Raw genomic sequence first — 25551 nt, forward strand, 5'->3', positions numbered from 1 at the left:
ACGCATGAATCCGATTGTCCGCTGGTTCCACCAACTCGGTTCGCCCCCCACGTTCGACCGATTCGCTGCCCGCTGGTCGCGGGTGTTCTATTTCGCCGCGGTGCCGGTGCTGCTGGTCGGCATGTGGCAGGCGCTGCTGGTGGTGCCACCGGAAGCCAAGCAGCTGGACAGCTTCCGCATCCTCTACATCCATGTGCCCAGTGCCTGGATGAGCCTGTTCGTGTTCGCGCTGATGGCGCTGTATGCCGCTATTGCCCTGATCTGGCGGATCAAGGTCTGCGAGATCCTGGCCATGGCCTGCGCACCGATGGGTGCCGGCTTCACCCTGATCACCCTGCTGACCGGCAGCATCTGGGGCAAGGGCACCTGGGGCACCTGGTGGGACTGGGACCCGCGCATGACCAGTGAGCTGGTGCTGCTGTTCCTGTACCTGGGCGTGATCGGCCTGTACCACGCCATCGAGGATCGCCGCAGCGCCGCGCGCGCGGCCGGCCTGCTGGCCATCGTCGGCGTCAGCCTGCTGCCGGTGATCCGCTATTCAGTGGACTGGTGGGGTGGCCTGCACCAGCGCCAGTCGATCAACGTGTTCGGTGAATCGGCGATCAGCAGCGCGATGATCGCGCCGCTGTGGTGGATGGTGATCGGCACCAAGTTCTGGTTCGCCGGTTCGGTACTGGCCAAGGCGCGCGCCGACAACCTCGACCGCGAGGCCGGCAAGGCCTGGGTCGGCGGTCGCGTCGATGCCACGCGCCCGGCCCGGGAGGCCCAGCCATGACCCACCTGCAATATGTGATCGGCGCCTACGCCGTGTTCGTGCTGGTACTTGGCGCCGACGCCATCGGCTCGTGGCTGCGCCTGCGCGTGGCGCGCCGCTTGGCCCTGGCCCGGCAGCAGCGCCAGCAGACCCGTGCCGGCCGGCAGGACGCGGCCGCGCCGCTGTCGACGGAGCTGGAACGATGACCCCGGTTCAGCGTCGCCGCCTGGCCTGGGTGCTGTTGGCCCTGCTCGCCTCCGGCCTGGCCACCGCACTGGTGGCGATGGCGCTGGAGCGCAACATCGCCTACCTGTACACGCCCGCCGAAGTACTGCGCGGCGATGTCGATGCGCAGTCGCGCTTCCGCCTCGGCGGGATGGTGGTGAAGGGCTCCTTCAACCGCCCGGTCGGCTCGCTGGAGGCGCGCTTCGAAGTGACCGACGGCGATGCACAGCTGCCGGTGACCACCTCGCGGATCCTGCCGGACATGTTTGCCGAAGGCACCGCCGTGGTCGCCAGCGGCCGGCTGCAGGACGGCGTCTTCGTCGCCGACGAAGTGCTGGCCAAGCACGATGAGAAGTATGTGCCGAAGGAAGTGGCCGACAAGATGGGCGATGCCCATCGCAAGCACGATGTGCCGGTGACGGCACCCGAGGTGCGCTGAGTGCTGCCCGAACTGGGTCAGATCCTGCTGTTGTGCGCGTTGCTGGCCTCGCTGCTGCAGGCTGGCCTGCCGCTGGCGGGCGCGCATCGCAACAACCCGGCCTGGATGGCGGTGGCGCGACCGGCCGCCTTTGCCCAGCTGCTGCTGGTCGCCGGCGCGTTCGCCGTGCTCACCGCCGCATTCGTGCAGCAGGATTTCTCGGTGCGCTACGTGGCCGAGAACTCCAATTCGCTGCTGCCGATGATCTACCGCTATTCGGCGGTGTGGGGTGCGCACGAAGGCTCGCTGCTGATGTGGGCGCTGGTACTGGCGCTGTGGACCGGCGCGGTAGCGCTGTTCTCGCGGCACCTGCCGGCACCGGTGCAGGCGCGCGTACTGGCGGTGATGGGTGTGGTCAGCGTCGGCTTCCTCGCCTTCCTGATCTTCACCTCCAACCCGTTCCTGCGCCTGAATCCGGCGCCACTGGAAGGCCGCGACCTCAATCCACTGCTGCAGGACCCGGGGCTGATCATCCACCCGCCGATGCTGTACCTGGGCTACGTTGGCTTCGCGGTGCCGTTCGCGTTCGCGGTGGCGGCGCTGCTGGAAGGCCGCGTCGACGCGCGCTGGCTGCGCTGGACGCGGCCCTGGACCAACGTCGCCTGGGGCTTCCTGACCCTGGGCATCGCGCTCGGCAGCTGGTGGGCCTACTACGAGCTGGGCTGGGGCGGCTGGTGGTTCTGGGACCCAGTGGAGAACGCCAGCTTCATGCCGTGGCTGGTCGGTGCGGCACTGATCCACTCGCAGGCGGTCACCGAAAAGCGCGGTACCTTCGGCAGCTGGACCCTGCTGCTGGCGATCGCCGCCTTCGCGCTGTCGCTGCTGGGTACGTTCCTGGTGCGCTCCGGCGTGCTGACCAGCGTGCATTCGTTCGCCGCCGATCCCTCGCGCGGCCTGTTCATCCTGGTGTTCCTGTCGGTGCTGGTCGGTGGCAGCCTGCTGCTGTATGCGCTGCGCGCCAGCCAGCTGAGCGTGGACGCCGACGATCCGCGTCGCGGCTTCACCGCCACCTCGCGCGAAACCCTGCTGCTGGCCAACAACCTGCTGCTGGCCACCGCCTGCGCGATGGTGCTGCTGGGCACGCTGTACCCGCTGCTGGCCGATGCACTGTCGCTGGGCAAGATCTCGGTCGGCCCGCCCTACTTCGGCAGCCTGTTCCTGCTGCTGATGGCACCGATGATCCTGCTGCTGCCGTTCGGCCCACTGGTGAAGTGGCAGCGCGACCAGCCCTCGCGTGCCTTCGCGCTGCTGGCACCGTGGCTGGCACTGGCCATCGTGCTCGGCGCGCTGGCCTGGTGGCAGGCGCCGCAGAATGGCTGGAAGGCCGGCCTCGGCGTGGCCGCAGCGGCCTGGGTCGGGTTCGGTACCGCGCGTTTTGTCTGGCAGCGGCTGCGCGGCAACGGCCGCTTCACCGCCGAGATGCTCGGCATGATCGTCGCCCACGCCGGCATCGCGTTGTTCCTGGCTGGCGCCTTGCTGGTGGAAGCGCTGAATGTGCAGCGTGAAGTGGCGCTGGCACCGGGCCAGCAGCTGGTGGTCGGCCGCCATGAAGTGCGCTTCGAAGGCGTGGACCATCGCGAAGGCCCCAATTTCATCGCCGACCGCGGCCATCTGCGGGTGTTCCGCAACGGCCGCGAGCTGGCGCTGCTGCATCCGGAGAAGCGCCAGTACGCCAGCGGTGGCCAGGTGATGACCGAGGCCGGCATCGATGCACGCTTCGACGGTGATGTCTACGTGGCATTGGGCGAGCCGCTGGGCAACAATGCATGGGCGGTACGGGTACACATCAAGCCGTTCGTGCGCTGGATCTGGCTGGGCGCGCTGCTGATGGCCCTGGGCGGATTCATCACCGCCGCCGACCGCCGTTTCCGTCGTCCGTAGGAGTTCCCATGTCCGAGTCCCCCGCCCCGCGCCCCTCCCGCCCGCTGCCGCCGGTAGCCATCGTGATCGGCGTGCTGTTCTTCTTCGGCCTGCTCGGACTGATGATCTACGGGGTGATGAAATCGGGCGATCCGCAGCGCGACGTACTGCCCTCGGCCCTGATCGACAAGCCGGCGCCGGCGTTTGCGCTGCCGGTGCTGCATGACCCGGAAATGATCGTGCACAGCGACGACCTGCGCGGCGCGCCCTACCTGCTGAACGTGTGGGGCAGCTGGTGCGCGGCCTGCCGCGAGGAACACCCGGTGCTGACCCGCTTCGCCGAGAGCAAGCGCGTGCGCGTGATCGGCTACAACTGGAAGGACGATCCGACCGACGCGCTGCACTGGCTGGAACAGCTGGGCAATCCCTTCATGGTGGTGCTCAGCGATGTTGAAGGCCGCACCGCGATCGACTGGGGCGTGACCGCAGCACCGGAAACCTTCCTGGTCGATGGCAGCGGCATCGTGCGCTGGAAGTACAGCGGCGCGATGACCCAGCGCGTGGTGGACGAGAAACTGATTCCGGCGCTGGAGAAGATCGAGAAGGCCCAGGGCAGTGCCGGCAGCACGCTGCACACGGCGCCCTGAGCCGATGCGCTGGCTGCTGACGATGCTGCTTTTACTGCTGCCGCTGGCCGTGCTGGCCCAGCAGCCACTGCACGATCCGCAGCCCCTGCAGTTCCGCGATGACGCCGAGGAGCGTCGCTTCCATGACCTGGCCGCACAGCTGCGCTGCGTGCAGTGCCAGAACCAGTCACTGGCCGATTCCAACGCGCAGATCGCGCAGGACCTGCGCCGCGAGGTACTGCAGCTGATGCAGCAGGGCCACGACGACGCGCAGATCAAGCAGTTCCTGGTGACTCGCTATGGTGAGTTCGTGCTGTACCAGCCACCGCTGCAGCCGGGTACCTGGCTGCTGTGGGGCGGCCCGCTGCTGGTGCTGGGGGCCGGTGCGCTGGTGGTGTTCGGCATCGTCCGGCGGCGTGGCCGCACGGTTGCCGCCACGCCGGCCAGCCAGGCCGACGAAGGAGAGGGATGGTGAGTCATTGGCTGCCGGTGCTGGCCGGTCTGGTTGCCGCATTGATGGCGGCGCTGGTGTTGTGGCCCCTGCGCCACCGCGGCCGCAGAGGTTTCGCCGTGGGCGTGCTGGCACTCGGTGTGGCCGGCGCCTGCCTGTACCTGCTGGTGGGTGACCCGCGCGCCGCGCAGGTACAGCCGGCGCCGTCGGTCGCGACGCTGCGCGATGGTGTACAGGCGTTGCAGGATGCACTCAAGCGCGACCCGCAGCGGGCCGATGGCTGGGCGCTGCTGGGCCGTTCGCAGGCCGAGCTGGGCAATGCCGTCGCCGCCGCAGAGGCCTTCGCACGTGCTGCCGCACTGGCTCCGGACGACCCCGGCGTGCTGGTGGAAGCCGCACAGGCACGTGCCCAGGCCGACCCCGGAAAACAGTTCGATGACACCGCAATCGGCTGGTTGCAGCAGGCGCGCACGCTGGCCCCGGACGCCGAGCGCGCCAGCTGGCTGCTGGGCATCGCGCTGCGCCAGCGCGGCCGGAATGCCGAGGCCGCCGATATCTGGAGCGGCCTGCTGCCGCGGCTGGAGCCCGGCGCCGCGCAGGCGCTGCAGGCACAGATCGCCATCGCCCGCGACGCCGCCGGCCAGGCGCCCGATGCAACCGCTGCACCGCCACCGGCACTGCTGCAGGTGCGCGTACAGCTGCCTGCGTTGCAGGGCTCGGAGTGGCCGGCCAGCACCCAGGTGTTCGTGCTGGCCCGCGCCGTGGGTGGGCCGCCGATGCCGGTGGCCGCGCGCAAACTCCCGTTGGCGGACTTCCCGGCCACGGTCGGGCTCGGCGACGGCGACAGCCCGATGCCGACCGCGCCGCTGTCGGCGCATCGCGAAGTGGAAGTGCTGGCACGCATTTCGCGCAGCGGCAGCGCCAACCGCAGCGAGGACGACCTGCAGAGCACACCGGTGAAGGTGAGCCTGCCGCATGAGGGCGTGGTGGAACTGCGGTTTCCGTAACACACCCCAGGGTAGTGCCGGCCGCTGGCCGGCAACCACGCAGGTGCATCAGCGTTCATGGGGTTGCCGGCCAGCGGCCGGCACTACCGGGTGCATCGTCGATGGAAACCAGCGTGTCGCCAGCTCCACATGCGGCCCCGCTAGAATGACTGCATGACCGAATTCATCCCGCCCGGCACCCGCTTCCACGCCCTGCCCTCGCCATTCCCGTTCAAGCGCGGTGGCGCACTGCATGGCGCACGCGTGGCCTACGAAACCTGGGGAACGCTGGCCGCCGATGCCAGCAATGCGATCCTGATCGTGACCGGCCTGTCACCGGACGCGCATGCCGCAGCCAACGATGCCAACCCGGCACCGGGCTGGTGGGAGGCGATGATCGGGCCCGGCAAGCCGATCGATACCGATCGCTGGTTCGTGGTGTGCGTGAACTCGCTGGGCAGCTGCAAGGGTTCGACCGGTCCGGCCTCGCTCAACCCCGCTACCGGTGAACCCTACCGCCTCGATTTCCCCGAGCTGTCGATCGAGGACGGCGCGCGCGCCGCGATCGAGGTGGTGCGCGCGCTGGGCATCGCGCAGCTGGCCTGCGTGGTCGGCAACTCGATGGGCGGCATGACCGCACTGGCGGTGCTGATGCTGCACCCGGGCATCGCGCGCAGCCATATCAACATTTCCGGCAGCGCGCAGGCATTGCCGTTCTCGATCGCGATCCGCTCGCTGCAGCGCGAGGCGATCCGCCTCGACCCGCGCTGGAACGGCGGCCACTACGACGATGCCGAGTATCCCGAGTCGGGCATGCGCATGGCGCGCAAGCTGGGCGTCATCACCTATCGCTCGGCGCTGGAATGGGATGGTCGCTTCGGCCGCGTGCGGCTGGATTCGGACCAGGCCGACGATGATCCGTTCGGCCTTGAATTCCAGGTGGAAAGTTACCTGGAAGGCCACGCGCGGCGCTTCGTGCGCTTCTTCGATCCGAACTGCTACCTGTACCTGAGCCGTTCGATGGACTGGTTCGATCTGGCCGAGTACGCCGATGGCGATGTGCTGGCCGGCCTGGCGAAGATCCGGGTGGAAAAGGCGCTGGCGATCGGCGCCAACACCGACATCCTGTTCCCGGTGCAGCAGCAGCAACAGGTCGCCGACGGCCTGCGTGCCGGCGGTGCCGATGCGCGCTTCGTCGGCCTGGAGTCGCCGCAGGGCCACGATGCGTTCCTTGTTGATTTCGAGCGTTTCGGCCCGGCCGTGCGCGGCTTCCTCGACGCGCTGTAAGTGGCGTGGCGGCGCAATCTCGGGCTCGCCGCCTTCGGTGCGCTGATCGCGCTGATGGTCAGCGGCGTGCTGCCACTGTGGCTGGGCGGCTGGTGCCTGCTGGCGAGCGTGGTGTCGTTCGGGCTGTATGGCCATGACAAGCGTGCGGCGCAGCGAAAGCAATGGCGCATTCCCGAGCGCACCCTGCAGCTGCTGGCCTTCGCCGGAGGCTGGCCAGGCGCGCTGCTGGGCCAGGCCCTGTTCCGTCACAAGCACCGCAAGGCGGCGTTCCAGTGGGTGTTCTGGCTGTGCGTGCTGGCCAACGTGGCCTCGGTCGCGGTGATGCTGCGCGAATTCTCGCGGTAGCGCTCGCAATCGGTAGTGCCGGCCGCTGGCCGGCAATCATGTATCCGTGTGAAACGCCAAGAGGTTGCCGGCCAGCGGCCGGCACTACCGGGATGTTTTCATGCTTCGCGCTCCAACACCCCGTCACGCAACCGGTACTGCGCATCGACCACGCCGTCGGGCAGATCATCGTGGGTGATCATCAGCAGGCTGCGACCGTCCAGCAGCCCGGACAGGTCCTGCAGCAGCGCGCGTGCGGTATCCACGTCCAGCCCTTCGGTCGGTTCGTCCAGCAACAGGATCGGCGCATTTCGCAACAGCGCGCGCGCCAGCGCCAGTCGCCGCGCCTGCCCGGCCGACATCGTCGCACCGTTCTCACCGACCCAGGCCTGCAGGCCGCCATTGCGCTCGGCCCATTCGGCCAGGCGTACCCGACGTAGTACTGCCCACAGCTCGACGTCGCTGGCGTCGGGATCACCCAATCGCAGGTTCTCGGCCACCGTGCCGGCAAACACCGGCGCGTTCTGCGGCAGCCACGCCAGCTGCCGATGCCACTCGGCCTGGGCGAAATCGCGCAGGTCGCGGCCGCCATAGGTGATTTGCCCCTGCTGCGGATCCCACAGCCGCAGCAGCAGGCTGGACAACGTGGTCTTGCCACTGCCGCTGTCGCCGCGGATCGCGATGCGCTCGCCCGGTGCCAGGGTCAGCTGCAGGCCGGACAGCACCGACCGCGCCGCGCCCGGCCACTGGAAATGGACATCATCCCAATGCACGCGCGCCGCCTGTGGTACAGCGTGCGGCGTCGACGGATCCTCCACCGTTGGCGATTGCTCGACGATGGCCTGCAAGCGATCGGCGGCGATGCGCCCGGACTGCAGCGACTGCCAGGCCAGGCCCATGCCCGCCCACAACTCGATCAACGCCACGGTGAGGAACACCAGGCCGGCGGCCATTTCCGGCGCGATGCGCTGCTGTTCGGCCGCATGCAGGGCCAATGCCAGCATCGCCACCAGGCCGAGCCCAGCCACCAGGCCATGCAGGGTCGAGGCTGCAATCAGGCGCCAGCGCCGGCGACGGTCGCGCGAGGCCAGCTGCTTGGCCGCTACCCGCACCTTCAACTGCCACGCCGCATCGGCATGCAGCGCGGCCAGATCCCCGGCCCCTTCCAGTCCTTCGAATGCAGCGGTGCGCAACGCGGCGCGATGCGCGGCACGATCGGCCTCTTCGTCGTCGCGGCCCCGCACGCCCAGCCACGGCACACCGACGGCGATCAGCAACGCCAGCACTGCCAGCAGCACGGCCGCCGACGGCAGGATCAGCGCCGCTGAAACCACCGCGACCAGCGACAACGCACCCAGCGCCACCAAGGGCCCTATGGCACGCACCAGCAGGCCATCCACCTCACCGATGTCACCGAGCAGGCGTGCCAGCAGGTCGCCGGTACGCGTGGCCCCCAACCGTGCCGGCGCCAGTGGCAGCGCACGGCGGAAGAACCACACGCGCAGGTCGCGGGCAATGCGCAGGGTGGCGTCGTGGCCGACCAGTTTCTCGAAATAGCGCGACACGATGCGTGCCATGGTCAGGCCACGGATGCCGGCCGAGGGCGAGAAGAAATTGAAACCCTGGCCCAACCCGGCCGCACCGGCCAGCGCGGCCGCGGTGAGGAAGCCACCGGACAGGCCCAGCAGCGCGGTACCAGCCAGCATCGTGGTCCACAGCAGCAGCATCGTCAGCAGCAGGCGCGGCCGATGACGCAGGAACACTGCACGCAGTGAATCGGGCGACCGGCTCATGCGCGCACCGCCTGTGCCGGCTCGACCAGGCGGCCTTCCGGCAACAGCAGGCAACGATCAGCCCAGGCGATCACGGCTGGGCTGTGGGTGGCGACCACCACGCTGCGGCCCCGCGCATACGCGGCCAGGCTGCGCAGCAGCGCGGCTTCGGTATCGGCATCGAGGAAGGCGGTCGGCTCATCCAGCAGCAGCACCTGCGGGTCGCGCAGCAGCAGGCGCGCCAGGCCGATGCGGCGCGCTTCACCGCCGGACAGGCCGAAGCCGCGCTCGCCGATCACCGTGTCCAGCCCCTGCGGCAGTCGTTGCGCGAACTGCAGCACCTGCGCCGCCTCGGCCACCGCACGCAGCCGTGCATCGCTGGCACCGGGGTCGGCCAACCGCAGGTTGTCGGCAATGCTGCCGTGGAACAGGTAGGGACGCTGGCTGGCATAGGCCACCTGCACGCCGGGGCGCAGCTGCAACTTGCCGGCGCGTGGCGGCAACCAGCCGGCCAGCGCTTCCAGCAACGTGCTCTTGCCAGACCCGCTGGGGCCCACCAGGGCCAGCCGCTGGCCCGGCTCCAGCAGTACATCCAGATCCTGCAGCACATCGTGCGGTGCGCCCAGCGGACGCAGCACCAGTCCTTGCGCGCGCAGCGGCGGCAAGGCGGCCTCGGCCGGCTCCACCACCAGCGCGGCGCCCTCGTTGTCGAGCAGGCCCTGTTCGTCGGGCAGCGACTGCAGCAGGCGCTCCACTTCGGCGGCCGCCGCCAGGGCGTTGGCACGGTCGTGGTAGTGCGCGGCCAACCGTCGCAGCGGGGCGTAGAACTCCGGGGCCAGCAGCAGGCAGAACAGGCCGGCGCCCAGCGTCGGCACCGCTGCATGCAACGACATCATGCCGAGGTAGCTCAGGCCCAGGTACAGCGCAACCATCGCCACGCTCACCGAGGCGAAGAATTCCAGCACCGTGGATGACAGGAACGCGATCCGCAGCACCTTCAGGGTACGCAGGCGCACGCCTTCGGCGGCGGCCTCCACGCCAGCCAGTTCGGCTTCGCCACGGCCGTACAGGCGCAGCACGCCCAGGCCCTTGATGCGATCGGCGAAGTGGCCGCTCATCCGCGCCAGTTCCCCCAGCTGGGCACGACCGGCCGCTTCAGCGCCCCACCCCACCAGCATCATGAAGAACGGCACCAGCGGCGCGGTGAACAACAGGATCAGCGCCACCACCCAGTCGACCCAGGCCACGGCGGCCAGGATCAGCAGCGGCACCACCACCACCTCGGTGCGTACCGGCAGGAAGCCACTGTAATAATTCTCGATCGCATCACCGTGATGCAGCACCAGTTCGCCCAGCTCGCCGGTGCGACGCTGGCGCAGCCACAGCGGGCCATGGCCCAGCAGGCGCGCGAACACACGTTCGCGCAGTGCCAGCCGCGCAGCATCGGCCACATCGCCGGCCGCGGCCTGGGTGGCGCTGCCCAACAGCGTGCGCAGCACCAGGATCAGCGCCAGTCCGCCCAGCACCGGCAGGCCCGATGCCAGCGGCGCGCGTTCCACCAGCACCTGCTGCACCAGCCAGGCAATGGCGGCGGCCTGGCCGATCAACAGCGCCCCGGACAGGCTGATGCACAGCGCCGCCAGGCGCTGGCGGCCGCGGGCTGGCCGCGCCAGATCGGCCAGCCATGCAGTGCGGGCGCGCCGCTGGCGGGTCGTTTCGGCTTCCTGGGAAAGGCCGTCGGGGGTTGTTTCGGCAGCGCTCAAGAGGTCTTCACGGGCAGCGGGGGAGACACGGCATTGTAGGCGCAGGCAATAGCCGGCCCCTGCGGCCGGCGGTCGCAGTCTTCATCAGGTTGGCATACGATCAACCGGGTCACCTGTTCATACATTGATCTGGATCAAGGCTGTTTGAAGTAGTCGGTCACATCATTCACGTCGTAGACCACCCTTCCCGCCACCTGCAACGGCACTATCCAACGAGGTAGCCAGGCCATGATTGATCAGACAGTCGTAGAACTGTCGCGGCTGCAATTCGCGCTGACCGCGATGTACCACTTCCTATTCGTACCGCTCACCCTCGGCCTGTCCTTCATGGTGGCCATCATGGAGAGCGTGTACGTGATGACCGGCAAGGAGATCTGGCGCAGGATGACCCTGTTCTGGGGCGTCCTGTTCGGCATCAACTTCGCCATGGGCGTCGCCACCGGCATCGTGATGGAATTCCAGTTCGGCATGAACTGGTCCTACTACAGCCACTACGTGGGTGACATCTTCGGTGCGCCGCTGGCCATCGAAGGCCTGATGGCGTTCTTCCTGGAAGCCACCTTCGTCGGCCTGTTCTTCTTTGGCTGGAACCGCCTGAGCAAGGTCAAGCACCTGATGGTGACCTGGCTGATGGCGCTGGGCACCAACCTGTCGGCGATCTGGATCCTGATCGCCAACGGCTGGATGCAGAACCCGACCGGTGCGGTGTTCAACCCGGAAACCATGCGCATGGAAGTCGTCGACTTCATGGCGGTGGTGTTCAACCCGGTGGCACAGGCCAAGTTCGTGCACACCGTCAGCGCCGGTTACGTGACCGGTGCGGTGTTCGTGATGGCGATCAGCGCCCTGTTCCTGCTGCGCAACAAGCACAAGGACCTGGCCCGTCGTTCGTTCGCGGTGGCCGCAGCGTTCGGCCTGCTGTCCTCGCTGTCGGTGGTGGTGCTGGGTGACGAGAGCGGTTACGCCGCCAGCGAACACCAGAAGATGAAGCTGGCTGCGATCGAAGCGATGTGGGAGACCGAGCGTGCGCCGGCCGACTTCACCGCCTTCGGCATCCCCAACCAGCAGACCCACCAGAACGACTACGCGGTGAAGATCCCGTACCTGATGGGCCTGATCGCCACCCGCTCGTTGAACCAGCCGATTCCGGGCATTCTGGAACTGGTCGAGCGTGCCGAACACCGCGTGCGCGGCGGCCAGCTGGCCTACGGCGCACTGGAACGCCTGCGCGCCAACAAGAACGACGTGGAAGCGCGCGAGATGTTCGATCGCCACTGGCAGGACCTGGGCCACGGCCTGCTGCTCAAGCGCTACCGCGATGACATCCTCAACGCCACCCCGCAGGAAATCTCGCAGGCGGCGATGGATACCGTGCCGCGCGTGATGCCGCTGTTCTGGACCTTCCGCGTGATGGCCGGGCTCGGCTTCTACCTGATCGCCTTCTTCGCACTGGCCTTCTACTACTCCTGCCGCAACAACTTCCAGGACAAGCGCTGGTTCCTGAAGGTGGCCCTGTGGACGCTGCCGGCACCGTGGATCGCCATCGAGTGTGGCTGGTTCGTGGCCGAGTACGGTCGCCAGCCGTGGGCGGTTGATGGCGTGCTGCCGACCTTCTATGCGGCATCGGGCCTGGCCCTGCACGAAATCGTGCTGACCCTGGCCGGCTTCACCGCGATCTACACCGCGCTGATCGTGGTCGAGATCAAGCTGATGCTCAAGGCGATCCGCAAGGGTCCGGACGAGGTGCTGCCGTCGCTGCAGTCGCCCCAGCCGCATGCTTCCCACAATGCCTCGGCGCCCGCCGCCGGCCAGGCCTGAGGCAGGAGAACCACGATGGATTTCATTCTTCTGGACTACACCACGCTGCGCGTGATCTGGTGGCTGCTGCTCGGCATCCTGCTGATCGGCTTTGCCGTGATGGATGGTTTCGACCTGGGCGTGGGCACGCTGCTGCCCTTCGTTGCCCGCAACGACGCCGAGCGCCGGCTGGTGATCAACACCATCGGCCCGGTCTGGGAAGGCAACCAGGTGTGGCTGGTGCTCGGTGGCGGTGCGATCTTCGCCGCCTGGCCGCCGCTGTACGCGGTCAGTTTCTCCGGGTTCTACCTGGCGATGTTCGTGATCCTGTTCGCGCTGATCCTGCGTCCGGTCGGTTTCAAGTTCCGCAGCAAGATGCCCAGCGAACGCTGGCGCAACACCTGGGACTGGGCGCTGTTCATCGGCGGCTTCATCCCGGCGCTGATCATGGGCGTGGCGGTGGGCAACGTGGTGCTGGGCGTGCCGTTCCACTTCGATGACAGCATGCGCATCTTCTACACCGGCTCGTTCTTCGGCCTGCTGATGCCCTTCGCACTGCTGGCCGGCCTGCTCAGCGTGTCGATGCTGGTCGCGCACGGTGCCGCCATGCTGGTGATCAAGACCGACGGCCCGGTGGCCGAACGTGCCGCCCGCTTCGGCAGCATCGCGGCAATCATCGCCTTCGTGCTGTTCGCGGTCGGTGGTGCCTGGGTGGCCTTCGGCCTGCCGGGTTACCAGATCACCTCGCAGGTGGTCACCGATGGCGCCACCAATCCGCTGCTGAAGACCGCCGAACTCGGCGCCGCTGGTGGCTGGATGCGCAACTACAGCGCGATGCCGGCCACGATCCTGGCCCCGCTGCTCGGCCTGGCCGGCCTGCTGGCCAGCGCGGTCCTGCTGCGTGCCCGTCGTGGCGGCCTGGCTTTCATCGCCTCGGGTGCGGCGATCGCCGGCATCATCCTGACCGTCGGCTTTGCGATCTTCCCGTTCCTGCTGCCGTCCTCGAGCCAGCCCACCTCCAGCCTCACCGTGTGGGATGCCTCGTCCAGCCACCTGACCCTGTGGATCATGCTGCTGGCTACGGCGGTGTTCCTGCCGATCATCCTCGCCTACACCACCTGGGTGTACCGCGTGCTGAAGGGCAAGACCACCAGTGAAGAGATGGGCAACAACCCGAACGCGTATTGATCGCTTGCACGTGTGCCGACCAACGGTCGGCACCTACCCGGAATGAAGGAGATTGAACATGTGGTATTTCGCCTGGATTCTCGGTGCCGGCCTCGCCTCGACGGTGGCCATCCTCAACGGCATGTGGTTCGAAGCCCGCGAGCAGAACCGCATCGACAAGGAAAATCGTCACTGAGCCGTAAAAAAACCTTGCCGCCTTGGCCTTCACACGGTATCTTAGGCGGCTCCTTCGGGGTGTAGCTCAGTCTGGTAGAGCGCTACGTTCGGGACGTAGAGGTCGCAGGTTCGAATCCTGTCTCCCCGACCACTCTTGTGGTCGCATTGAAGCCTGGTGAAGTCATCCAGGCTTTTTTGTTCCCTGAAGTGGCACTGCTTCGGCAGTGTGAAGAAAACAGCATTTACCCCTTGCCGCCATCGGGGTGAATCGCTAGAATAGGCGGCTCCCTTCGGGGTGTAGCTCAGTCTGGTAGAGCGCTACGTTCGGGACGTAGAGGTCGCAGGTTCGAATCCTGTCTCCCCGACCACTTCGGTGGTCACCAAGAAGCCTGGAAGACATCACTGTCCTCCGGGTTTTTTTGTATCCAGCGCCAGGCCACCCGCATGACGGGACCTTGCCGGGCCGCGCACGTACAATGGCCGCGCTGCCGGTCTGACCGCAGCCCTCTCCCCCACCTGCCGCTTCGGCGTAGACCGATGCCGGCGCTGCATGCCATTGCTCCGGCATGCGACACCTGCAAGGACCACCGATGAGTTCCTCCCCTTCCGATTCGCCGTCGCTGCTGCACGGTCGCGTCCTCGCGTTCGCCGCGATCCTGCTGGCCGCGATCAACCTGCGCACCGCCGTCACCTCGATCACGCCGCTGCTGGACGTGCTCGGCCAGCAGTTCGGCTTCGGCACCACCATGACCGGCGTGCTGGGCATGCTGCCGACCGCCTCGTTCGCGCTGTTCGGCGTAGCCACGCCGGCCCTGGCGCGACGCCTGGGCCTGGAGCGCACCACGCTGCTGGCGATGGTGATGGCGATGGCCGGCCTGCTGCTGCGCTCCAGCGCCGGCAATGTCGGCACGCTGTTGTTCGGCTCGGTGCTGGCACTGGCCGGCATGGGCATCGGCAACGTGGTGGTGCCGCCGCTGGTGAAGCGCTACTTCGCCAACAAGGTCGGCACCATGAGCACGCTCTACATCAGCGTGCTGCAGCTGGGCACGATGCTGCCGGCGCTGCTGGCGGTGCCGGTGGCCAACGCCGCGGGCTGGCGGGTGTCGCTGGGCATGTGGGCACTTCTGGCGCTGGCCGCTGCGCTGCCCTGGCTGGTGCTGGCCACGCGCGCGCCGAAGCCGCAGGCCGATGCCACCGATCCGACCGCGCAGCCGCATGGCAGGGTCTGGCGTACCTCGCTGGGCTGGAGCATGACGCTGATGTTCGGCATGACCTCGCTGATGACCTATTCGATGTTCACCTGGCTGCCGCGCATCGTGGTCGAGGCCGGTGGCACGCCTGCCTTCGGTGGCGTGATGGTGGCCGTGTTCTCGGCCCTGGGCCTGTTGCCCTCGCTGGTGATTCCCTCGATGGCGGTGCGCCTGCAGAACCCGTTCCCGCTGGTGCTGATCGGCTTCTTCTCGTTCGTGATCGCCTTCACCGGCCTGCTGCTGGCGCCGATGAAGGCACCGCTGCTGTGGGCCTGCCTGCTGGGCGTTGGCCCATCCACCTTCCCGCTGGCGCTGACCCTGATCAATCTGCGCACACGCACCCCGACCGGTTCGGCGGCGCTTTCCGGCTTCATGCAGGGCGTGGGCTACAGCTTCAGCTGCCTGGGGCCCTTCCTGGTCGGCTGGCTGCACACCGTCAGCGATGGATGGACCCTCCCGTTCAGCTTCCTGTTCGGCTGCGCCACCCTGATGCTGTGTGCTTCCTGGGTGGCCTGCAAGCCGCGCAAACTGGAAGACCTCTGGTGATGCTGCGGGGCCGCGTGCCGGCCCCGGCCGTGGGCGCTCGGCCTTCACGCGCATTTTGACGCCGGACTGACAATTCCCGGCGGATAGTGCCCACGAATGCCCATCCTTGCCGCATGCCGGCATCGGGCATGGGGGCGGCACCGCCGCCCGGAACACCACTCGGTGTGCGGGGGACTTTCGTTTCAGACAAGACATTGCAGGTCGCTGTCCGGGTTGTACCCGTCCTTGCTGGGCGGCATGCACGAAGGGAGTGACGCGGGCCACGGCCACGCCAAAAGCTGGCATGTGATGTGCGTCACAGTTTTCATGGTTGTCTGGTTCGGAAGCCAAGGGGGTCCCCAATGGTTGTCCACCGCCGGCTGGCGCTCTGCGTCGGCCTTGCCTGCACCGCGCTGGCCTGGGCCAGCAGCGCTGCCCCGCCCGACCGCGAAGCGGCGCTGGCCGAGATCGGCCGCTACCGCGACCAGGCCCGCTGGCTGGATGCGCTGGGTGCGATCGAACGCGCCAGCCAGCAGCAGCCCAACGACGATCTGCTGTTCAAGCTGCGCGTACTGACCCTGGGCGACATCGGCAACGCGTGGCGGGCCTGGGCGCTCTACCAGCAGCGCCCGCAGCTGTTCGACGCTGCCCAGAAGCAGCGCCTGGAAGGGGATTACCTGGCCAAACTGGTGGTCTGGAGCCTGGCTTACAGCAGCAGCGAAGACAGCCGCCTGGAAGAGGCCGAGTCGACCCTGGCCCGCATGCAGCGCTATCTCGGGGGCGAAGGCACGCCGCCGGCGCAGGCACCGCTGCGCATCCGCATGGACCGGCTGATCCTGCTCAACCGCCTGGGCCGACATGCGCAGGTGCGCGAGGAAGCACGCGCGCTGCAGGCCGAAGGCCACACCCTGCCCGACTACGTGCTGCCCGCCGTGGGTGATTCGCTGATGGGTACCCTGCACCCGCAGGAAGCCATTCCGGTGCTGCAGGCCGCAGTGGCCGGCGACCCGACCCGCGACGCCTCGCATTCGGAGTTGGCCTATGCCTACCTGGAAAGCGAACAACAGGAAAAGGCCATCGACCTGCTGCAGGCCTGGCGCGACAAGGAGCCGGCGTGGCGCTGGAGCAATGGCAAATCACCGTACCCGAACTGGTCACGCTACGAGGCCGACCTCAACCTGGCGATGGTGCGCGCCTACAGTGGCGATCTGCGCACCGCACAGCACGATCTGGAAACGATGGTCGACATCGCACCCGGCAACGGCGGCCTGCAGAGTGCGCTGGGCAGCGTGTATATGATGCGCGGCTGGCCACGCCGGGCGCTGCAGCGGCAGCAGATGGCACATGCGCTGGACCCGCGTGACATCGAAGCCCGCCTGGGCATGGAAGAAGCCTACGTCGCCCTGCAGCGTGATGACCTGGCACGGCCGCTGCACGACGATCTGATCGCGCGCTATCCCACCCAACCCGCGGTCGAGCGCATGGACCAGGCATGGCGCGCGCATCGCGGCTGGCAGCTGAAGGCATGGACCGACATCGGCCGCAGCTCGGGCGGCGGCGGCACGTCGCCACTGGGCAACAACGATCGCCATTACGGCGTTGAAGTCGAATCGCCGATGCTGGATGACCGCTGGCGGTTGTTCGCCTTCGCCGACCGCCGCTCGATCGACTTCCAGGACCAGCGCATCGACCCGCTCTGGCTCGGGGCTGGCGTGCGCTACCGCTTCGGCCGGCTGGATGCGGAAGCCGCGGCGCTGCGCGCCAATGACCACATCGGCGACACCGGCCTGCGCGTAGGCGTCGGCTGGCAGTTCAATGATTACTGGCACGCCGGGCTGGTAGCCGCTCGCAATGATCCGGAAGCCTCGATGCAGGCCCGCGTGGCCGGTATCACTGCCGACAGCGTGAGCGCACAGGTGGACTACCGTCGAAGCGAGCTGACCCACTGGATGTTCGGCGCCAGCCGCTTCCGCTACGACGATGGCAACCATCGCGAACTGGTCAGTACCGGCCTCGAACAACGGCTGCTGACGCGTCCGCGCTGGCTGGTCGATGGCCTGGCAAGCGCGTACGCCAGTCGCGGCAGCCGCGACGACGCGCCTTATTTCAACCCGAAGCGCGACCGCATGGTCGAGATCGGCCTGCGTATCGACCAGCAGCTGTGGCGGCACTACGAACGCCACTTCCGGCACCGCCTGACGGTCTCGCTGGGCGACTATTGGCAGGATGGCTTCGGCAGTGCGCTGGTGCCGTCGGTGTCCTACATGCACGAATGGCAGCTGGGGCCCGGACGCGTGTTCGAGTACGGCGTGCGCTGGTCGCGGCCGGTCTACGACGGCCATCGCGAGCGTCATATCGGCTTCGAAGCTGCACTGCGCTGGGGAGACTGACATGGCCCGCATCCTGCGACTGATCGTGCTGCTGTTGCTGGCCATTGCATCGCCAGCCTTCGCCCAGCAGGCCCTGCATCTTGATGCGATCGACAACGGCCTGCTGATCCTCAGCTACCACGACATCCGCGACCAGGTGGCCGCCAAGGGCGATGCCGATACCTATGTGGTGAGTACGCAGAACTTCGCCGCGCACCTGGACTGGCTGGGCGCGCACGGTTACCACCCGGTCTCGCTGTCGCAGGTGATCGAGGCCTCGCAGGGCCGCGCCACGCTGCCACCCAAGCCGGTGCTGCTGACCTTCGACGACGGCCTGCGCAGTGTCTATGACAAGGCCTTCCCCCTGCTCCAGGCCTACCGCTATCCGGCGCTGGTGGCGGTGATCACCGACTACGTGGACATGGCGCCGGGGCGCACCATCGACTATGGCTACCGCCCGTTCGGGCGTGACGACTTCGTCACCTGGGCACAGCTGAAACAGATGCATGACAGTGGCCTGATCGAAGTGGCCAGCCACACCGATGACCTGCATCACGGCGTGCTCGCCAATCCGCAGGGCAACTCCACTCCAGCGGTGGTGACCCGCGTCTATAGCCCGGCCACCCACAGCTACGAAAGCGAAGCCCAGTATGAACAACGCCTGCGTGCCGACCTCTCGCGCAGCGTGCAGCGTATCGAGCAGCACCTGGGCGTACGCCCACGGGCCATTGTCTGGCCGTATGCCGCCTACAACCAGCTGAGCAACAACATCGCCGAGCAGCTGGGCATGCCGGTTTCATTCGATCTGGAAGGCCGCAGCACCCCGGTGGCCAGCGACCTGCACGGGCTGGCACGCTTCCTGGTCAGTGACAATCCGACCGTGGAGGGCCTGGCCTACGAACTGCGCCGTGACGTCGCGCTGGATGGCATCCGCGCGCTGCAGATCGACCTGGACGATGTATATGACCCCGATCCTGCACAGCAGGCGCGCAATCTCGATGCACTGATCGAGCGGGTCAAGCGCATCGCGCCGACCCACGTCTACCTGCAGGCGTTCGCCGACCCGGACGGCAACAACACCGCCGATGCGCTGTACTTCCCCAACCGCCACATGCCGATGCGCGCGGACCTGTTCAGCCGCGTCGCGTGGCAGCTGAAATCGCGCGCCGGGGTGAAGGTCTACGCGTGGCTGCCGGTGCTCGGCTTCGAGCTACCCGATCCGGTGCTGCGCAAGGCACTGGCAATCCGCAACGGCGATGCCGACGGCATGTACCGGTTGGATTTCACCAATCCAAAAGCGCGCCAGATCATGCTCGACATCTACGAGGACCTGGCGGTCAACTCGTACTTTGAAGGCCTGCTGTTCCACGACGATGGCTACCTGCGCGACACCGAACTGCCCGCACTGTCCTCCGGCGACGGCGGCAGCGCGCGCACCCAGGCGCTGATCGACTTCACCCTGGCCCTGCGTGACAGCGCCCAGCGCTGGCGACCTAAGCTGGCAACGGTACGCAACCTGTATGCCGAGCCCGTACTGCGCCCGCAGAGCGAAGCCTGGTTCGCGCAACGCCTGGACCTGTTCAACAAGGCCTACGACCAGACTGCGCTGATGGCGATGCCGTGGATGGAAGGCAGCAAGCACCCGGAGCGCTGGCTGGACCAGCTGCTGGCCGCCGTACGCAGCCACGACCCCCAGCTGCAGCACACCCTGTTCGAGCTGCAGACCGTCGACTGGAACAGCGGCCAGCCGATTCCCGCCGAGCGCCTGCGCGCGCAGATCCGCCAGCTGCAGGCGCAGGGCGTGCACCACTTCGCCTGGTACCCGGACGACTTCATCGCCGACCAGCCCTCCACCCACGATGCCCGTGCGGCGATGTCCGCCGGCAACTTCCCGTACCCGGAGAAGTGACATGGACATGCATCCCATGCTGCTGATCCTGTTCCAGTTCGCCTTCTACTACCCGATGGTGATGGCGTTCTTCTGGATGTCCGGCGGGCTCTACTACTACTTCCGGCGCGAGCGCCACTCACGCCCGCGCAACGATCCACCCCTGATGGTCGACCCTCCGTTCGCGACCCTGCTGATCCCCTGCCACAACGAATCGGAGAACCTGGACGACACGCTCGGCGCGGCGCTTGCACAGCGTTATCCGGCCGACTATGAGGTGATCGCCATCGACGACGGCAGCAGCGACGACACCGGCGCACGGCTGGATGCTCTGGCCGCACGGCATCCACGGCTGCGCGTGCTGCACCTGGACCGCAATCTGGGCAAGGCCAACGCGCTGCGCATGGGGGCGCTGGCGGCGGGCTCGGAATACCTGGTGTGCATCGACGGCGACGCGATGCTGGAAGAGCACGCGTTGCACTGGATGGTCTGGCACCTTGTCAGTGGCAGCCGGGTCGGTGCAGTGACCGGCAATCCTCGCATCCGCAACCGTTCGACCCTGCTCGGTCGCCTGCAGGTGGCCGAGTTCTCATCGATCATCGGCATGATCAAGCGCGCGCAACGCGTGTACGGGCGCATCTTCACCATCTCCGGGGTGATCGCCGGCTTCCGTCGTACCGCCCTGCACCAGGTGGGCTGGTGGTCGGATGACATGGTCACCGAGGACATCGACATCAGCTGGCGCCTGCAACGCGCGCACTGGGACATCCGCTACGAGCCCAACGCGCTGTGCTTCATCCTGATGCCGGAAACATTGAAGGGCCTGTGGCGGCAGCGGCTGCGCTGGGCGCAGGGCGGCGTGGAAGTGATGCTGCGGCATGCGCGGTCGCTGCTGCACTGGAAGGAACGGCGCATGTGGGGGGTGCTGCTGGAGTATGTGCTGAGCGTGGTGTGGGCCTACACCATGCTGTTCATCGTGCTGCTGTGGGCATTGGGAAAGTTCATCGAGCTGCCCCCGCAGCTGCACATCGTCAGCCTGTTGCCGGAATGGCATGGCGTGATCCTGGCGCTGGTCTGCCTGTTGCAGTTCGCCAGCAGCCTGATCATCGACCGGCGCTACGAAACACAGATTGGACGCAACTATTTCTGGGTCATCTGGTACCCGATGGCGTACTGGCTGATCAGCCTTTCCACCACCCTGGTGGCGCTGCCGAAGACGCTGCTGCGCCGTCGCCGCAAGCGCGCCACCTGGACCAGCCCTGACCGGGGAATCCGATGAACGCACAACGCCCATCCAACCGCTTCGACTCGCGGACGATCCGCAAGCCGCACCGCCAGCCGCGCTTCCAGCGCACGGCCTGGGGCTTCGTCACCCTGGCATTCTGGGGCTTCTACTTCTACCTGTGGGCGCCGCTGGTAACCCTGCTGTCGTGGCTGATTGGCGGCCAGCTGGCGTGGCAGCAGCTGTATGAGCGGCAGAACCAGCTCGATCCGTACGTGCTGGTGGCGTTGCCGCTGATGCTGCTGTGCGCCAGCGTGCTGCTGATCGGCTGGGCCGAGTACAACCGTGCACGCTTCCGCGGCCACGACCGGCGCCTGCCACGCCCGCTGGCCAGCCTCAACGAGGTCGCGGCCGATCTGGGCGCCAGCTCCGGCCTGGCCGAACGCCTGATGGGATGCAAGGCCGCCACGCTGCACATGGATGAGCATGCACGGCCGATCGGCATCCGCCGCGAGGTGGTGTAGCCCCGCTGCCCATCAGGTGCCGGCCCTGGTCGGCACCTGCCTTGGTAGATGCCGACCTTGGTCGGCACCGATGTCCGCCACGAGGAGCGTCCACGCATGGCGTGGATCTACTTGCGCGTCTGCCCTTCGCCGCGCACGACGAAACGTTCGACGGTGAGCGCTTCCAGGCCCATCGGACCATAGGCATGCAGTCGCGTGGTGGAAATGCCGATTTCGCTGCCCAGGCCGAGCTGGCCGCCGTCGGAAAAGCGCGAGGAGGCATTGACCATCACCACCGCCGAGCGCAGCGCATTGACGAAGCGCTCGGCGTTGCCGCTGTCCTCGGTGGCAATCACTTCGGTATGGTCGGAGGTGTAGCGGCGGATGTGGGCGATCGCCGCATCCAGATCGTCGACCACGCGTACCGCCAGCACCAGGTCGAGGAACTCGGCGGCGTAATCCTCGTCGGTGGCGGCGCGGCTGCCCGGCAACTGCGGCTGGGCACGCTCGTCCGCACGCAGTTGCACACCGCGCTCGCCCAGCGCCCGTGCCACGCGTGGCAGGAATGCATCGGCCACGTCGCCGTGCACCAGCAGCGTCTCCAGTGAATTGCAGGCGGCCGGGCGGCTGCACTTGCCATCCACCAGCAGATCGATGGCCTTGTCCAGGTCTGCACTGGCGTCCACGAACAGATGGCAGACGCCCTTGTAGTGCTTGATCACCGGCACCCGCGCATGCTCGGCGACGAAACGGATCAGGCCTTCGCCGCCACGCGGAATGGCCAGGTCGATCAGCTCATGCAGCTGCAGCAGCTCCAGCATCGCTTCACGGCGCAGATCGGTCAGCACGGTCACCGCCGCCGGCGGTACGCCGTTGGCCTGCAAGGCACCGGCCAGCGCGTGGGCGATGGCGGTGTTGGAATGGATCGCCTCGGAACCGCCGCGCAGGATCACGCCATTGCCAGCCTTCAGGCACAGGGCGGCGGCTTCGGCGGTCACGTTCGGGCGTGCCTCGTAGATCATCGCGATCACGCCCAGCGGCACCCGCACCTTCTGCACGCGGATGCCGTTCGGGCGCACGTCGTTACGGGTCACCTGGCCGACCGGGTCTGGCAACCCGGCCACTTCGCGCACGGCTTCGGCCATCGCGAACAGGCGCGGCGGATCCAATGCCAGGCGATCGAGCATGGCAGCGCCCACGCCCTTCTCGCGCGCAGCGGCAAGGTCGCGCGCGTTGCCGGCCAGGATCGGCCCTGCATTCACTTCCAGTGCCTGGGCCATCGCCAGCAGCAGCGAACGGCGCGCCGCACTATCGAGGCCGGCAACAACCAGGGCTGCATCACGGCAGGCGCGCGCCTGCGTTTCGATTCCGCTCATCGGGGTGTCCTTCAATCCGGTCATGGCAGCACCAGGTCGTCGCGGTGAACAACGCTGCCGCCGTAGTTGTAGCCGAGCAGGGCCTGGATGTCGCGAGAATGGCGGCCGGCGATCCTGCGCACATCGTCGGCCGCGTACTGGCTGACGCCGCGGGCGACGCAGACGCGGCCCTGCGGGGCGTTCCAGCACACCTGCACCATGTCGCCACGACGGAACGCGCCCTCTGCACCGGTGATGCCACCGGGCAGCAGCGAAGCGCCCTTCTCGCGCATCGCCTGTGCCGCACCGGCATCGATGATGATCGCGCCCTCGGCCAGCGGCGCATGCCTCAACCAGTGCTTGCGGGCCGCCTCGCGGCTGCGCGCGGCGTGGATGCGGGTGCCATGCAGGCGATCCTGCGCCAGTGCACGCACCACGTCACCGCTGCGGCCATTGAACAGGTAAGTCTCGATGCCGAGTCGGCCGGCTTTCGCCGCTGCCTCCAGCTTGGTGCGCATGCCACCGGTGCCGGCACGCGAACCGGCGCCACCGGCCATGGCCAGCACCGCCTCATCCAGTTCGGGCACGTCGTGCAGCGGCCGTGCGTCGGCGGCCGTGCGCGGGTCGGCGCTGTACAGGCCATCGATGTCGGTGGCGATGAACAGTGCATCGGCATCGACCAGCGCGGCGACCGTGGCAGCCAGGTTGTCGTTGTCCCCGAGCTTGAGTTCGTCCACCGATACGGTGTCGTTCTCGTTGACCACTGGCAGCGCACCCAGCCGCAGCAGTTCGCTGAGCGTGGCGCGTGCATTGAGGTAGCGGCGGCGGTTGCGCAGGTCGTCGTGGGTCAGCAGCACCTGCGCCACCGGGCGTTCGAAGAAGCGCTGCCAGAGGCCGATCAGCTGGGCCTGGCCAAGCGCGGCCAGGGCCTGCCGGGCTGCCATCGCCGCACCGGGTTCATCGGCCCGCGGCAGGATCGCGCGCCCCGCGGCCACAGCGCCGGACGACACGATTACCACCTCGCGCCCGGCCAGCACGTTGGCCGAGACGAACTGGGCCAGGCCCAGCGCGTGGCGTGGCGACAGGCCGCCGCCATCGGCGGCCAGCAGGCTGCTGCCGACTTTCAGCACCGCGCGCCGCCAGGGCGGCAACGCCTGTTCCGGGAACGGCGAGGCAACTGCGGCGGCGTGCAGGGTCATCGGTCAGGGCCTCAGCGGGTAGTCCATTCGTGCACGGTCAGCTCGGAAGCGTGCATCGTCACCAGCGGATCGGTGGCGACGATGGCCTGGGCCTCCTCCAGGCTCTCGACATTGCACAGCACATAGGCACCACCGCTGCCATCGGCAAAGCCGCCGGTCAGCTGCAGCTTGCCCTGCGCCTGCAGCGCATCGAGGAAGTCACGGTGCGGCTGCACGGCGGCGGCGTTGAAGTCGGCCCGGCGCATGGCCAGCACCAGGTAGACGGTGCCCGCCATCAGGCCAGCGCCTGCCAGCGCGCGCGCAGCTCATCCAGGCGCAGGTCAGCGGCCGAGCCCGGTGACACGCGTGCGGCCAGGCTGCCTTCCGGCGTACGGCCCTGCCCTGCACTGTCGGCGCCTGCCGCCGCGGCCTTGTAGGCTTCGCGGAACGGCACGCCGGCCACCGCCGCTTCCACCGCCACATCGGTGGCGTACATGCCCGAGTCGATCGCCGCACGAACCTTGTCGTCGCGCCATTCCAGGTTGGCCAGCAGCGCCGGCAGCAGTTCCAGCGCGGACAGGCCGCGGCCGAAGCCATGGAAGATGGCGCCCTTGGACGACTGCAGGTCGCGGTGATAGCCCGACGGCAGCGACAGCAGCTGCTCGATCTCGGTACGCGCGGCGGCGACGCTGGCGTGGGTCGCGCGCATCAGCTCGATCACGTCCGGATTGCGCTTGTTGGGCATGATCGAACTGCCGGTGGTGTACTGCGCCGGCAATGCGACGAAGCCGAACTCGGCGCTGGTGAACAGCGACAGGTCCCAGGCGATGCGGCGCAGGTCCAGCGTGGCGCCCCCCAGCGCTTCCAGCGCGGCCAGTTCGAACTTGCCGCGCGACAGCTGCGCGTAGATCGGTGAGATCTGCATGCGCGCAAAACCGAGCGCGGCGGTGGTGTGTTCACGGTCCAGCGGCAGGTTCACGCCGTAGCCGGCAGCGGTGCCAAGCGGATTGGCATCCACCAGCGCATGCGTGTCGCGGGCGCGGATGGCGTTGTCGATGAAGGCCTCGGCCCAGCCGGCCCACCACATGCCGGCCGACGACACCACGGCACGCTGGATGTGGGTGTAGCCGGGGATCGGCAGATCCTTCTCGGCCTGCGCACGGTCCAGCGCGACCTTGGCTACTTCGGCGCTGATCCGTGCCACGCGCTGCAGCTTTTCCTTCAGCCACAGGCGGGTGGCGACCAGGATCTGGTCGTTGCGGCTGCGGCCGGTGTGGATCTTGCGGCCGGCGTCGCCAAGGCGTTCGGTCAGCCGTGCTTCGATTGCCGAGTGACCGTCTTCATACTGCGTGTCCAGCACGAAACGGCCGTCGCGGAAGTCCTGCGCCAGCACCTCCAGCTCGCGCAGCAGGCCGGCCAGCTCGTCGGCGCTGAGGATGCCGATGTGCTGCAGGCCCTGCGCGTGCGCGGCGCTGGCGGCGATGTCGTGCAGGAAGAACTCGCGGTCGAGGATCACGTCGTCGCCGGCGAGGAAGGTCTGGATCTGGGCGTCGACGGCGACGCCGGGCTTCTGCCAAAGAAGGTCTGCCATGGG

The 25551-nt window shown here is 67.8% G+C and carries 23 protein-coding genes and 2 tRNA genes; 19 read left to right on the forward strand and 6 right to left on the reverse strand.

Annotated features, from left to right (window positions below; genetic code table 11):
• Positions 1-4 precede the first annotated feature (4 nt).
• From ccmC to K5L94_RS15125, 9 genes are all read left to right on the forward strand, one after another.
• On the forward strand, positions 5-775 hold the full coding sequence (gene ccmC, locus K5L94_RS15085; RefSeq protein ID WP_274510798.1) for a heme ABC transporter permease CcmC: 771 nt from the start codon (positions 5-7) through the stop codon (positions 773-775).
• Entirely contained in the window at positions 772-960 is a 189-nt protein-coding gene (locus tag K5L94_RS15090) for a heme exporter protein CcmD (RefSeq protein ID WP_053510478.1), read from the forward strand. Before ccmC ends, K5L94_RS15090 begins: the two co-directional genes overlap by 4 nt.
• Positions 957-1418: a cytochrome c maturation protein CcmE gene (gene ccmE / locus K5L94_RS15095; protein ID WP_053450293.1), complete on the forward strand. Its 462-nt coding sequence runs from the start codon at positions 957-959 to the stop codon at positions 1416-1418. Before K5L94_RS15090 ends, ccmE begins: the two co-directional genes overlap by 4 nt.
• Positions 1419-3338: a heme lyase CcmF/NrfE family subunit gene (locus K5L94_RS15100; RefSeq protein ID WP_274510799.1), complete on the forward strand. Its 1920-nt coding sequence runs from the start codon at positions 1419-1421 to the stop codon at positions 3336-3338.
• An 8-nt stretch (positions 3339-3346) separates the two neighbouring features.
• On the forward strand, positions 3347-3964 hold the full coding sequence (locus tag K5L94_RS15105) for a DsbE family thiol:disulfide interchange protein (RefSeq protein ID WP_006456733.1): 618 nt from the start codon (positions 3347-3349) through the stop codon (positions 3962-3964).
• A gap of 4 nt (positions 3965-3968) precedes the next feature.
• Positions 3969-4418 (forward strand): cytochrome c-type biogenesis protein, encoded by a 450-nt coding sequence (locus K5L94_RS15110; protein WP_053510474.1) that lies wholly within the window; start codon positions 3969-3971, stop codon positions 4416-4418.
• The gene (locus tag K5L94_RS15115) at positions 4412-5401 is read left to right on the forward strand and encodes a c-type cytochrome biogenesis protein CcmI/CycH (RefSeq protein WP_053510473.1); all 990 of its coding nucleotides are present in this window, start codon (positions 4412-4414) and stop codon (positions 5399-5401) included. Before K5L94_RS15110 ends, K5L94_RS15115 begins: the two co-directional genes overlap by 7 nt.
• A gap of 153 nt (positions 5402-5554) precedes the next feature.
• On the forward strand, positions 5555-6667 hold the full coding sequence (metX, locus tag K5L94_RS15120) for a homoserine O-acetyltransferase MetX (protein WP_274510800.1): 1113 nt from the start codon (positions 5555-5557) through the stop codon (positions 6665-6667).
• Positions 6668-7012: a DUF1294 domain-containing protein gene (locus K5L94_RS15125; RefSeq protein WP_274510801.1), complete on the forward strand. Its 345-nt coding sequence runs from the start codon at positions 6668-6670 to the stop codon at positions 7010-7012.
• Between the two features lie 98 nt (positions 7013-7110).
• Here the strand turns inward: K5L94_RS15125 and cydC are convergent, their stop codons facing one another.
• Together cydC and cydD are read right to left on the reverse strand one after the other, a co-directional pair.
• Positions 7111-8784, reverse strand: a complete 1674-nt coding sequence (gene cydC / locus K5L94_RS15130) for a thiol reductant ABC exporter subunit CydC (RefSeq protein ID WP_274510802.1) — start codon at positions 8782-8784, stop codon at positions 7111-7113.
• Positions 8781-10526 carry a thiol reductant ABC exporter subunit CydD gene (cydD, locus tag K5L94_RS15135; RefSeq protein WP_053450299.1) on the reverse strand — a complete coding sequence of 582 codons (1746 nt, stop codon included), beginning with the start codon at positions 10524-10526 and terminating at the stop codon, positions 8781-8783. The genes cydC and cydD overlap by 4 nt, the downstream gene beginning before the upstream one ends.
• A 228-nt stretch (positions 10527-10754) precedes the next feature.
• Here cydD and K5L94_RS15140 point away from each other — a divergent pair, with 228 nt between their 5' ends.
• The 10 genes from K5L94_RS15140 to pgaD all read left to right on the forward strand — a co-directional run bounded on the left by K5L94_RS15140 (position 10755) and on the right by pgaD (position 21445).
• Positions 10755-12344, forward strand: a complete 1590-nt coding sequence (locus tag K5L94_RS15140; RefSeq protein WP_006457005.1) for a cytochrome ubiquinol oxidase subunit I — start codon at positions 10755-10757, stop codon at positions 12342-12344.
• 15 nt (positions 12345-12359) lie between these two features.
• Positions 12360-13511 (forward strand): cytochrome d ubiquinol oxidase subunit II, encoded by a 1152-nt coding sequence (gene cydB, locus K5L94_RS15145; protein WP_006457007.1) that lies wholly within the window; start codon positions 12360-12362, stop codon positions 13509-13511.
• A 58-nt stretch (positions 13512-13569) separates the two neighbouring features.
• Positions 13570-13686 carry a cytochrome bd-I oxidase subunit CydX gene (gene cydX / locus K5L94_RS15150; protein WP_006457009.1) on the forward strand — a complete coding sequence of 39 codons (117 nt, stop codon included), beginning with the start codon at positions 13570-13572 and terminating at the stop codon, positions 13684-13686.
• 55 nt (positions 13687-13741) lie between these two features.
• A tRNA-Pro gene (locus K5L94_RS15155) sits at positions 13742-13818 on the forward strand.
• 140 nt (positions 13819-13958) lie between these two features.
• A tRNA-Pro gene (locus tag K5L94_RS15160) sits at positions 13959-14035 on the forward strand.
• Between the two features lie 222 nt (positions 14036-14257).
• On the forward strand, positions 14258-15463 hold the full coding sequence (locus K5L94_RS15165) for a CynX/NimT family MFS transporter (protein WP_274510803.1): 1206 nt from the start codon (positions 14258-14260) through the stop codon (positions 15461-15463).
• Positions 15464-15804: 341 nt separating this feature from the next.
• Complete coding sequence (pgaA, locus tag K5L94_RS15170; RefSeq protein WP_274510804.1) at positions 15805-17832, forward strand: poly-beta-1,6 N-acetyl-D-glucosamine export porin PgaA; 2028 nt, start codon at positions 15805-15807, stop codon at positions 17830-17832.
• 1 nt (position 17833) lies between these two features.
• Complete coding sequence (pgaB, locus tag K5L94_RS15175) at positions 17834-19720, forward strand: poly-beta-1,6-N-acetyl-D-glucosamine N-deacetylase PgaB (protein ID WP_274510805.1); 1887 nt, start codon at positions 17834-17836, stop codon at positions 19718-19720.
• Between the two features lies 1 nt (position 19721).
• Complete coding sequence (gene pgaC / locus K5L94_RS15180) at positions 19722-20978, forward strand: poly-beta-1,6-N-acetyl-D-glucosamine synthase (protein ID WP_274510806.1); 1257 nt, start codon at positions 19722-19724, stop codon at positions 20976-20978.
• A complete protein-coding gene (pgaD, locus tag K5L94_RS15185; protein ID WP_274510807.1) occupies positions 20975-21445 on the forward strand; it encodes a poly-beta-1,6-N-acetyl-D-glucosamine biosynthesis protein PgaD in 471 nt (156 codons plus the stop codon). Before pgaC ends, pgaD begins: the two co-directional genes overlap by 4 nt.
• Before the next feature lie 107 nt (positions 21446-21552).
• Here the strand turns inward: pgaD and K5L94_RS15190 are convergent, their stop codons facing one another.
• From K5L94_RS15190 to argH, 4 genes are read right to left on the reverse strand one after another with little or no spacing between them, the layout of a single operon-like run.
• Entirely contained in the window at positions 21553-22824 is a 1272-nt protein-coding gene (locus tag K5L94_RS15190) for a glutamate-5-semialdehyde dehydrogenase (RefSeq protein ID WP_274510808.1), read from the reverse strand.
• Positions 22821-23978: a glutamate 5-kinase gene (gene proB / locus K5L94_RS15195; protein WP_274510809.1), complete on the reverse strand. Its 1158-nt coding sequence runs from the start codon at positions 23976-23978 to the stop codon at positions 22821-22823. The genes K5L94_RS15190 and proB overlap by 4 nt, the downstream gene beginning before the upstream one ends.
• An 11-nt stretch (positions 23979-23989) precedes the next feature.
• Positions 23990-24253, reverse strand: a complete 264-nt coding sequence (locus K5L94_RS15200) for a YciI family protein (RefSeq protein ID WP_164087240.1) — start codon at positions 24251-24253, stop codon at positions 23990-23992.
• Positions 24253-25548: an argininosuccinate lyase gene (gene argH, locus K5L94_RS15205; RefSeq protein WP_274510810.1), complete on the reverse strand. Its 1296-nt coding sequence runs from the start codon at positions 25546-25548 to the stop codon at positions 24253-24255. Before argH ends, K5L94_RS15200 begins: the two co-directional genes overlap by 1 nt.
• Positions 25549-25551 lie beyond the last annotated feature (3 nt).

It is taken from the genome of Stenotrophomonas forensis, assembly GCF_028752115.1.
Lineage (GTDB): Bacteria > Pseudomonadota > Gammaproteobacteria > Xanthomonadales > Xanthomonadaceae > Stenotrophomonas > Stenotrophomonas forensis.

Bases quoted from the DNA above. Each gene is read 5' to 3' on its own strand.
- ccmC (WP_274510798.1), top strand. From the start codon at position 5: ATGAATCCGATTGTCCGCTGGTTCCACCAACTCGGTTCGCCCCCCACG.
- K5L94_RS15090 (WP_053510478.1), top strand. From the start codon at position 772: ATGACCCACCTGCAATATGTGATCGGCGCCTACGCCGTGTTCGTGCTG.
- ccmE (WP_053450293.1), top strand. From the start codon at position 957: ATGACCCCGGTTCAGCGTCGCCGCCTGGCCTGGGTGCTGTTGGCCCTG.
- K5L94_RS15105 (WP_006456733.1), top strand. From the start codon at position 3,347: ATGTCCGAGTCCCCCGCCCCGCGCCCCTCCCGCCCGCTGCCGCCGGTA.
- K5L94_RS15110 (WP_053510474.1), top strand. From the start codon at position 3,969: ATGCGCTGGCTGCTGACGATGCTGCTTTTACTGCTGCCGCTGGCCGTG.
- K5L94_RS15115 (WP_053510473.1), top strand. From the start codon at position 4,412: ATGGTGAGTCATTGGCTGCCGGTGCTGGCCGGTCTGGTTGCCGCATTG.
- metX (WP_274510800.1), top strand. From the start codon at position 5,555: ATGACCGAATTCATCCCGCCCGGCACCCGCTTCCACGCCCTGCCCTCG.
- cydC (WP_274510802.1), bottom strand. From the start codon at position 8,784: ATGAGCCGGTCGCCCGATTCACTGCGTGCAGTGTTCCTGCGTCATCGG.
- K5L94_RS15140 (WP_006457005.1), top strand. From the start codon at position 10,755: ATGATTGATCAGACAGTCGTAGAACTGTCGCGGCTGCAATTCGCGCTG.
- cydB (WP_006457007.1), top strand. From the start codon at position 12,360: ATGGATTTCATTCTTCTGGACTACACCACGCTGCGCGTGATCTGGTGG.
- cydX (WP_006457009.1), top strand. From the start codon at position 13,570: ATGTGGTATTTCGCCTGGATTCTCGGTGCCGGCCTCGCCTCGACGGTG.
- K5L94_RS15165 (WP_274510803.1), top strand. From the start codon at position 14,258: ATGAGTTCCTCCCCTTCCGATTCGCCGTCGCTGCTGCACGGTCGCGTC.
- pgaA (WP_274510804.1), top strand. From the start codon at position 15,805: ATGGTTGTCCACCGCCGGCTGGCGCTCTGCGTCGGCCTTGCCTGCACC.
- pgaB (WP_274510805.1), top strand. From the start codon at position 17,834: ATGGCCCGCATCCTGCGACTGATCGTGCTGCTGTTGCTGGCCATTGCA.
- pgaC (WP_274510806.1), top strand. From the start codon at position 19,722: ATGGACATGCATCCCATGCTGCTGATCCTGTTCCAGTTCGCCTTCTAC.
- pgaD (WP_274510807.1), top strand. From the start codon at position 20,975: ATGAACGCACAACGCCCATCCAACCGCTTCGACTCGCGGACGATCCGC.
- K5L94_RS15190 (WP_274510808.1), bottom strand. From the start codon at position 22,824: ATGACCGGATTGAAGGACACCCCGATGAGCGGAATCGAAACGCAGGCG.
- proB (WP_274510809.1), bottom strand. From the start codon at position 23,978: ATGACCCTGCACGCCGCCGCAGTTGCCTCGCCGTTCCCGGAACAGGCG.
- K5L94_RS15200 (WP_164087240.1), bottom strand. From the start codon at position 24,253: ATGGCGGGCACCGTCTACCTGGTGCTGGCCATGCGCCGGGCCGACTTC.
- argH (WP_274510810.1), bottom strand. From the start codon at position 25,548: ATGGCAGACCTTCTTTGGCAGAAGCCCGGCGTCGCCGTCGACGCCCAG.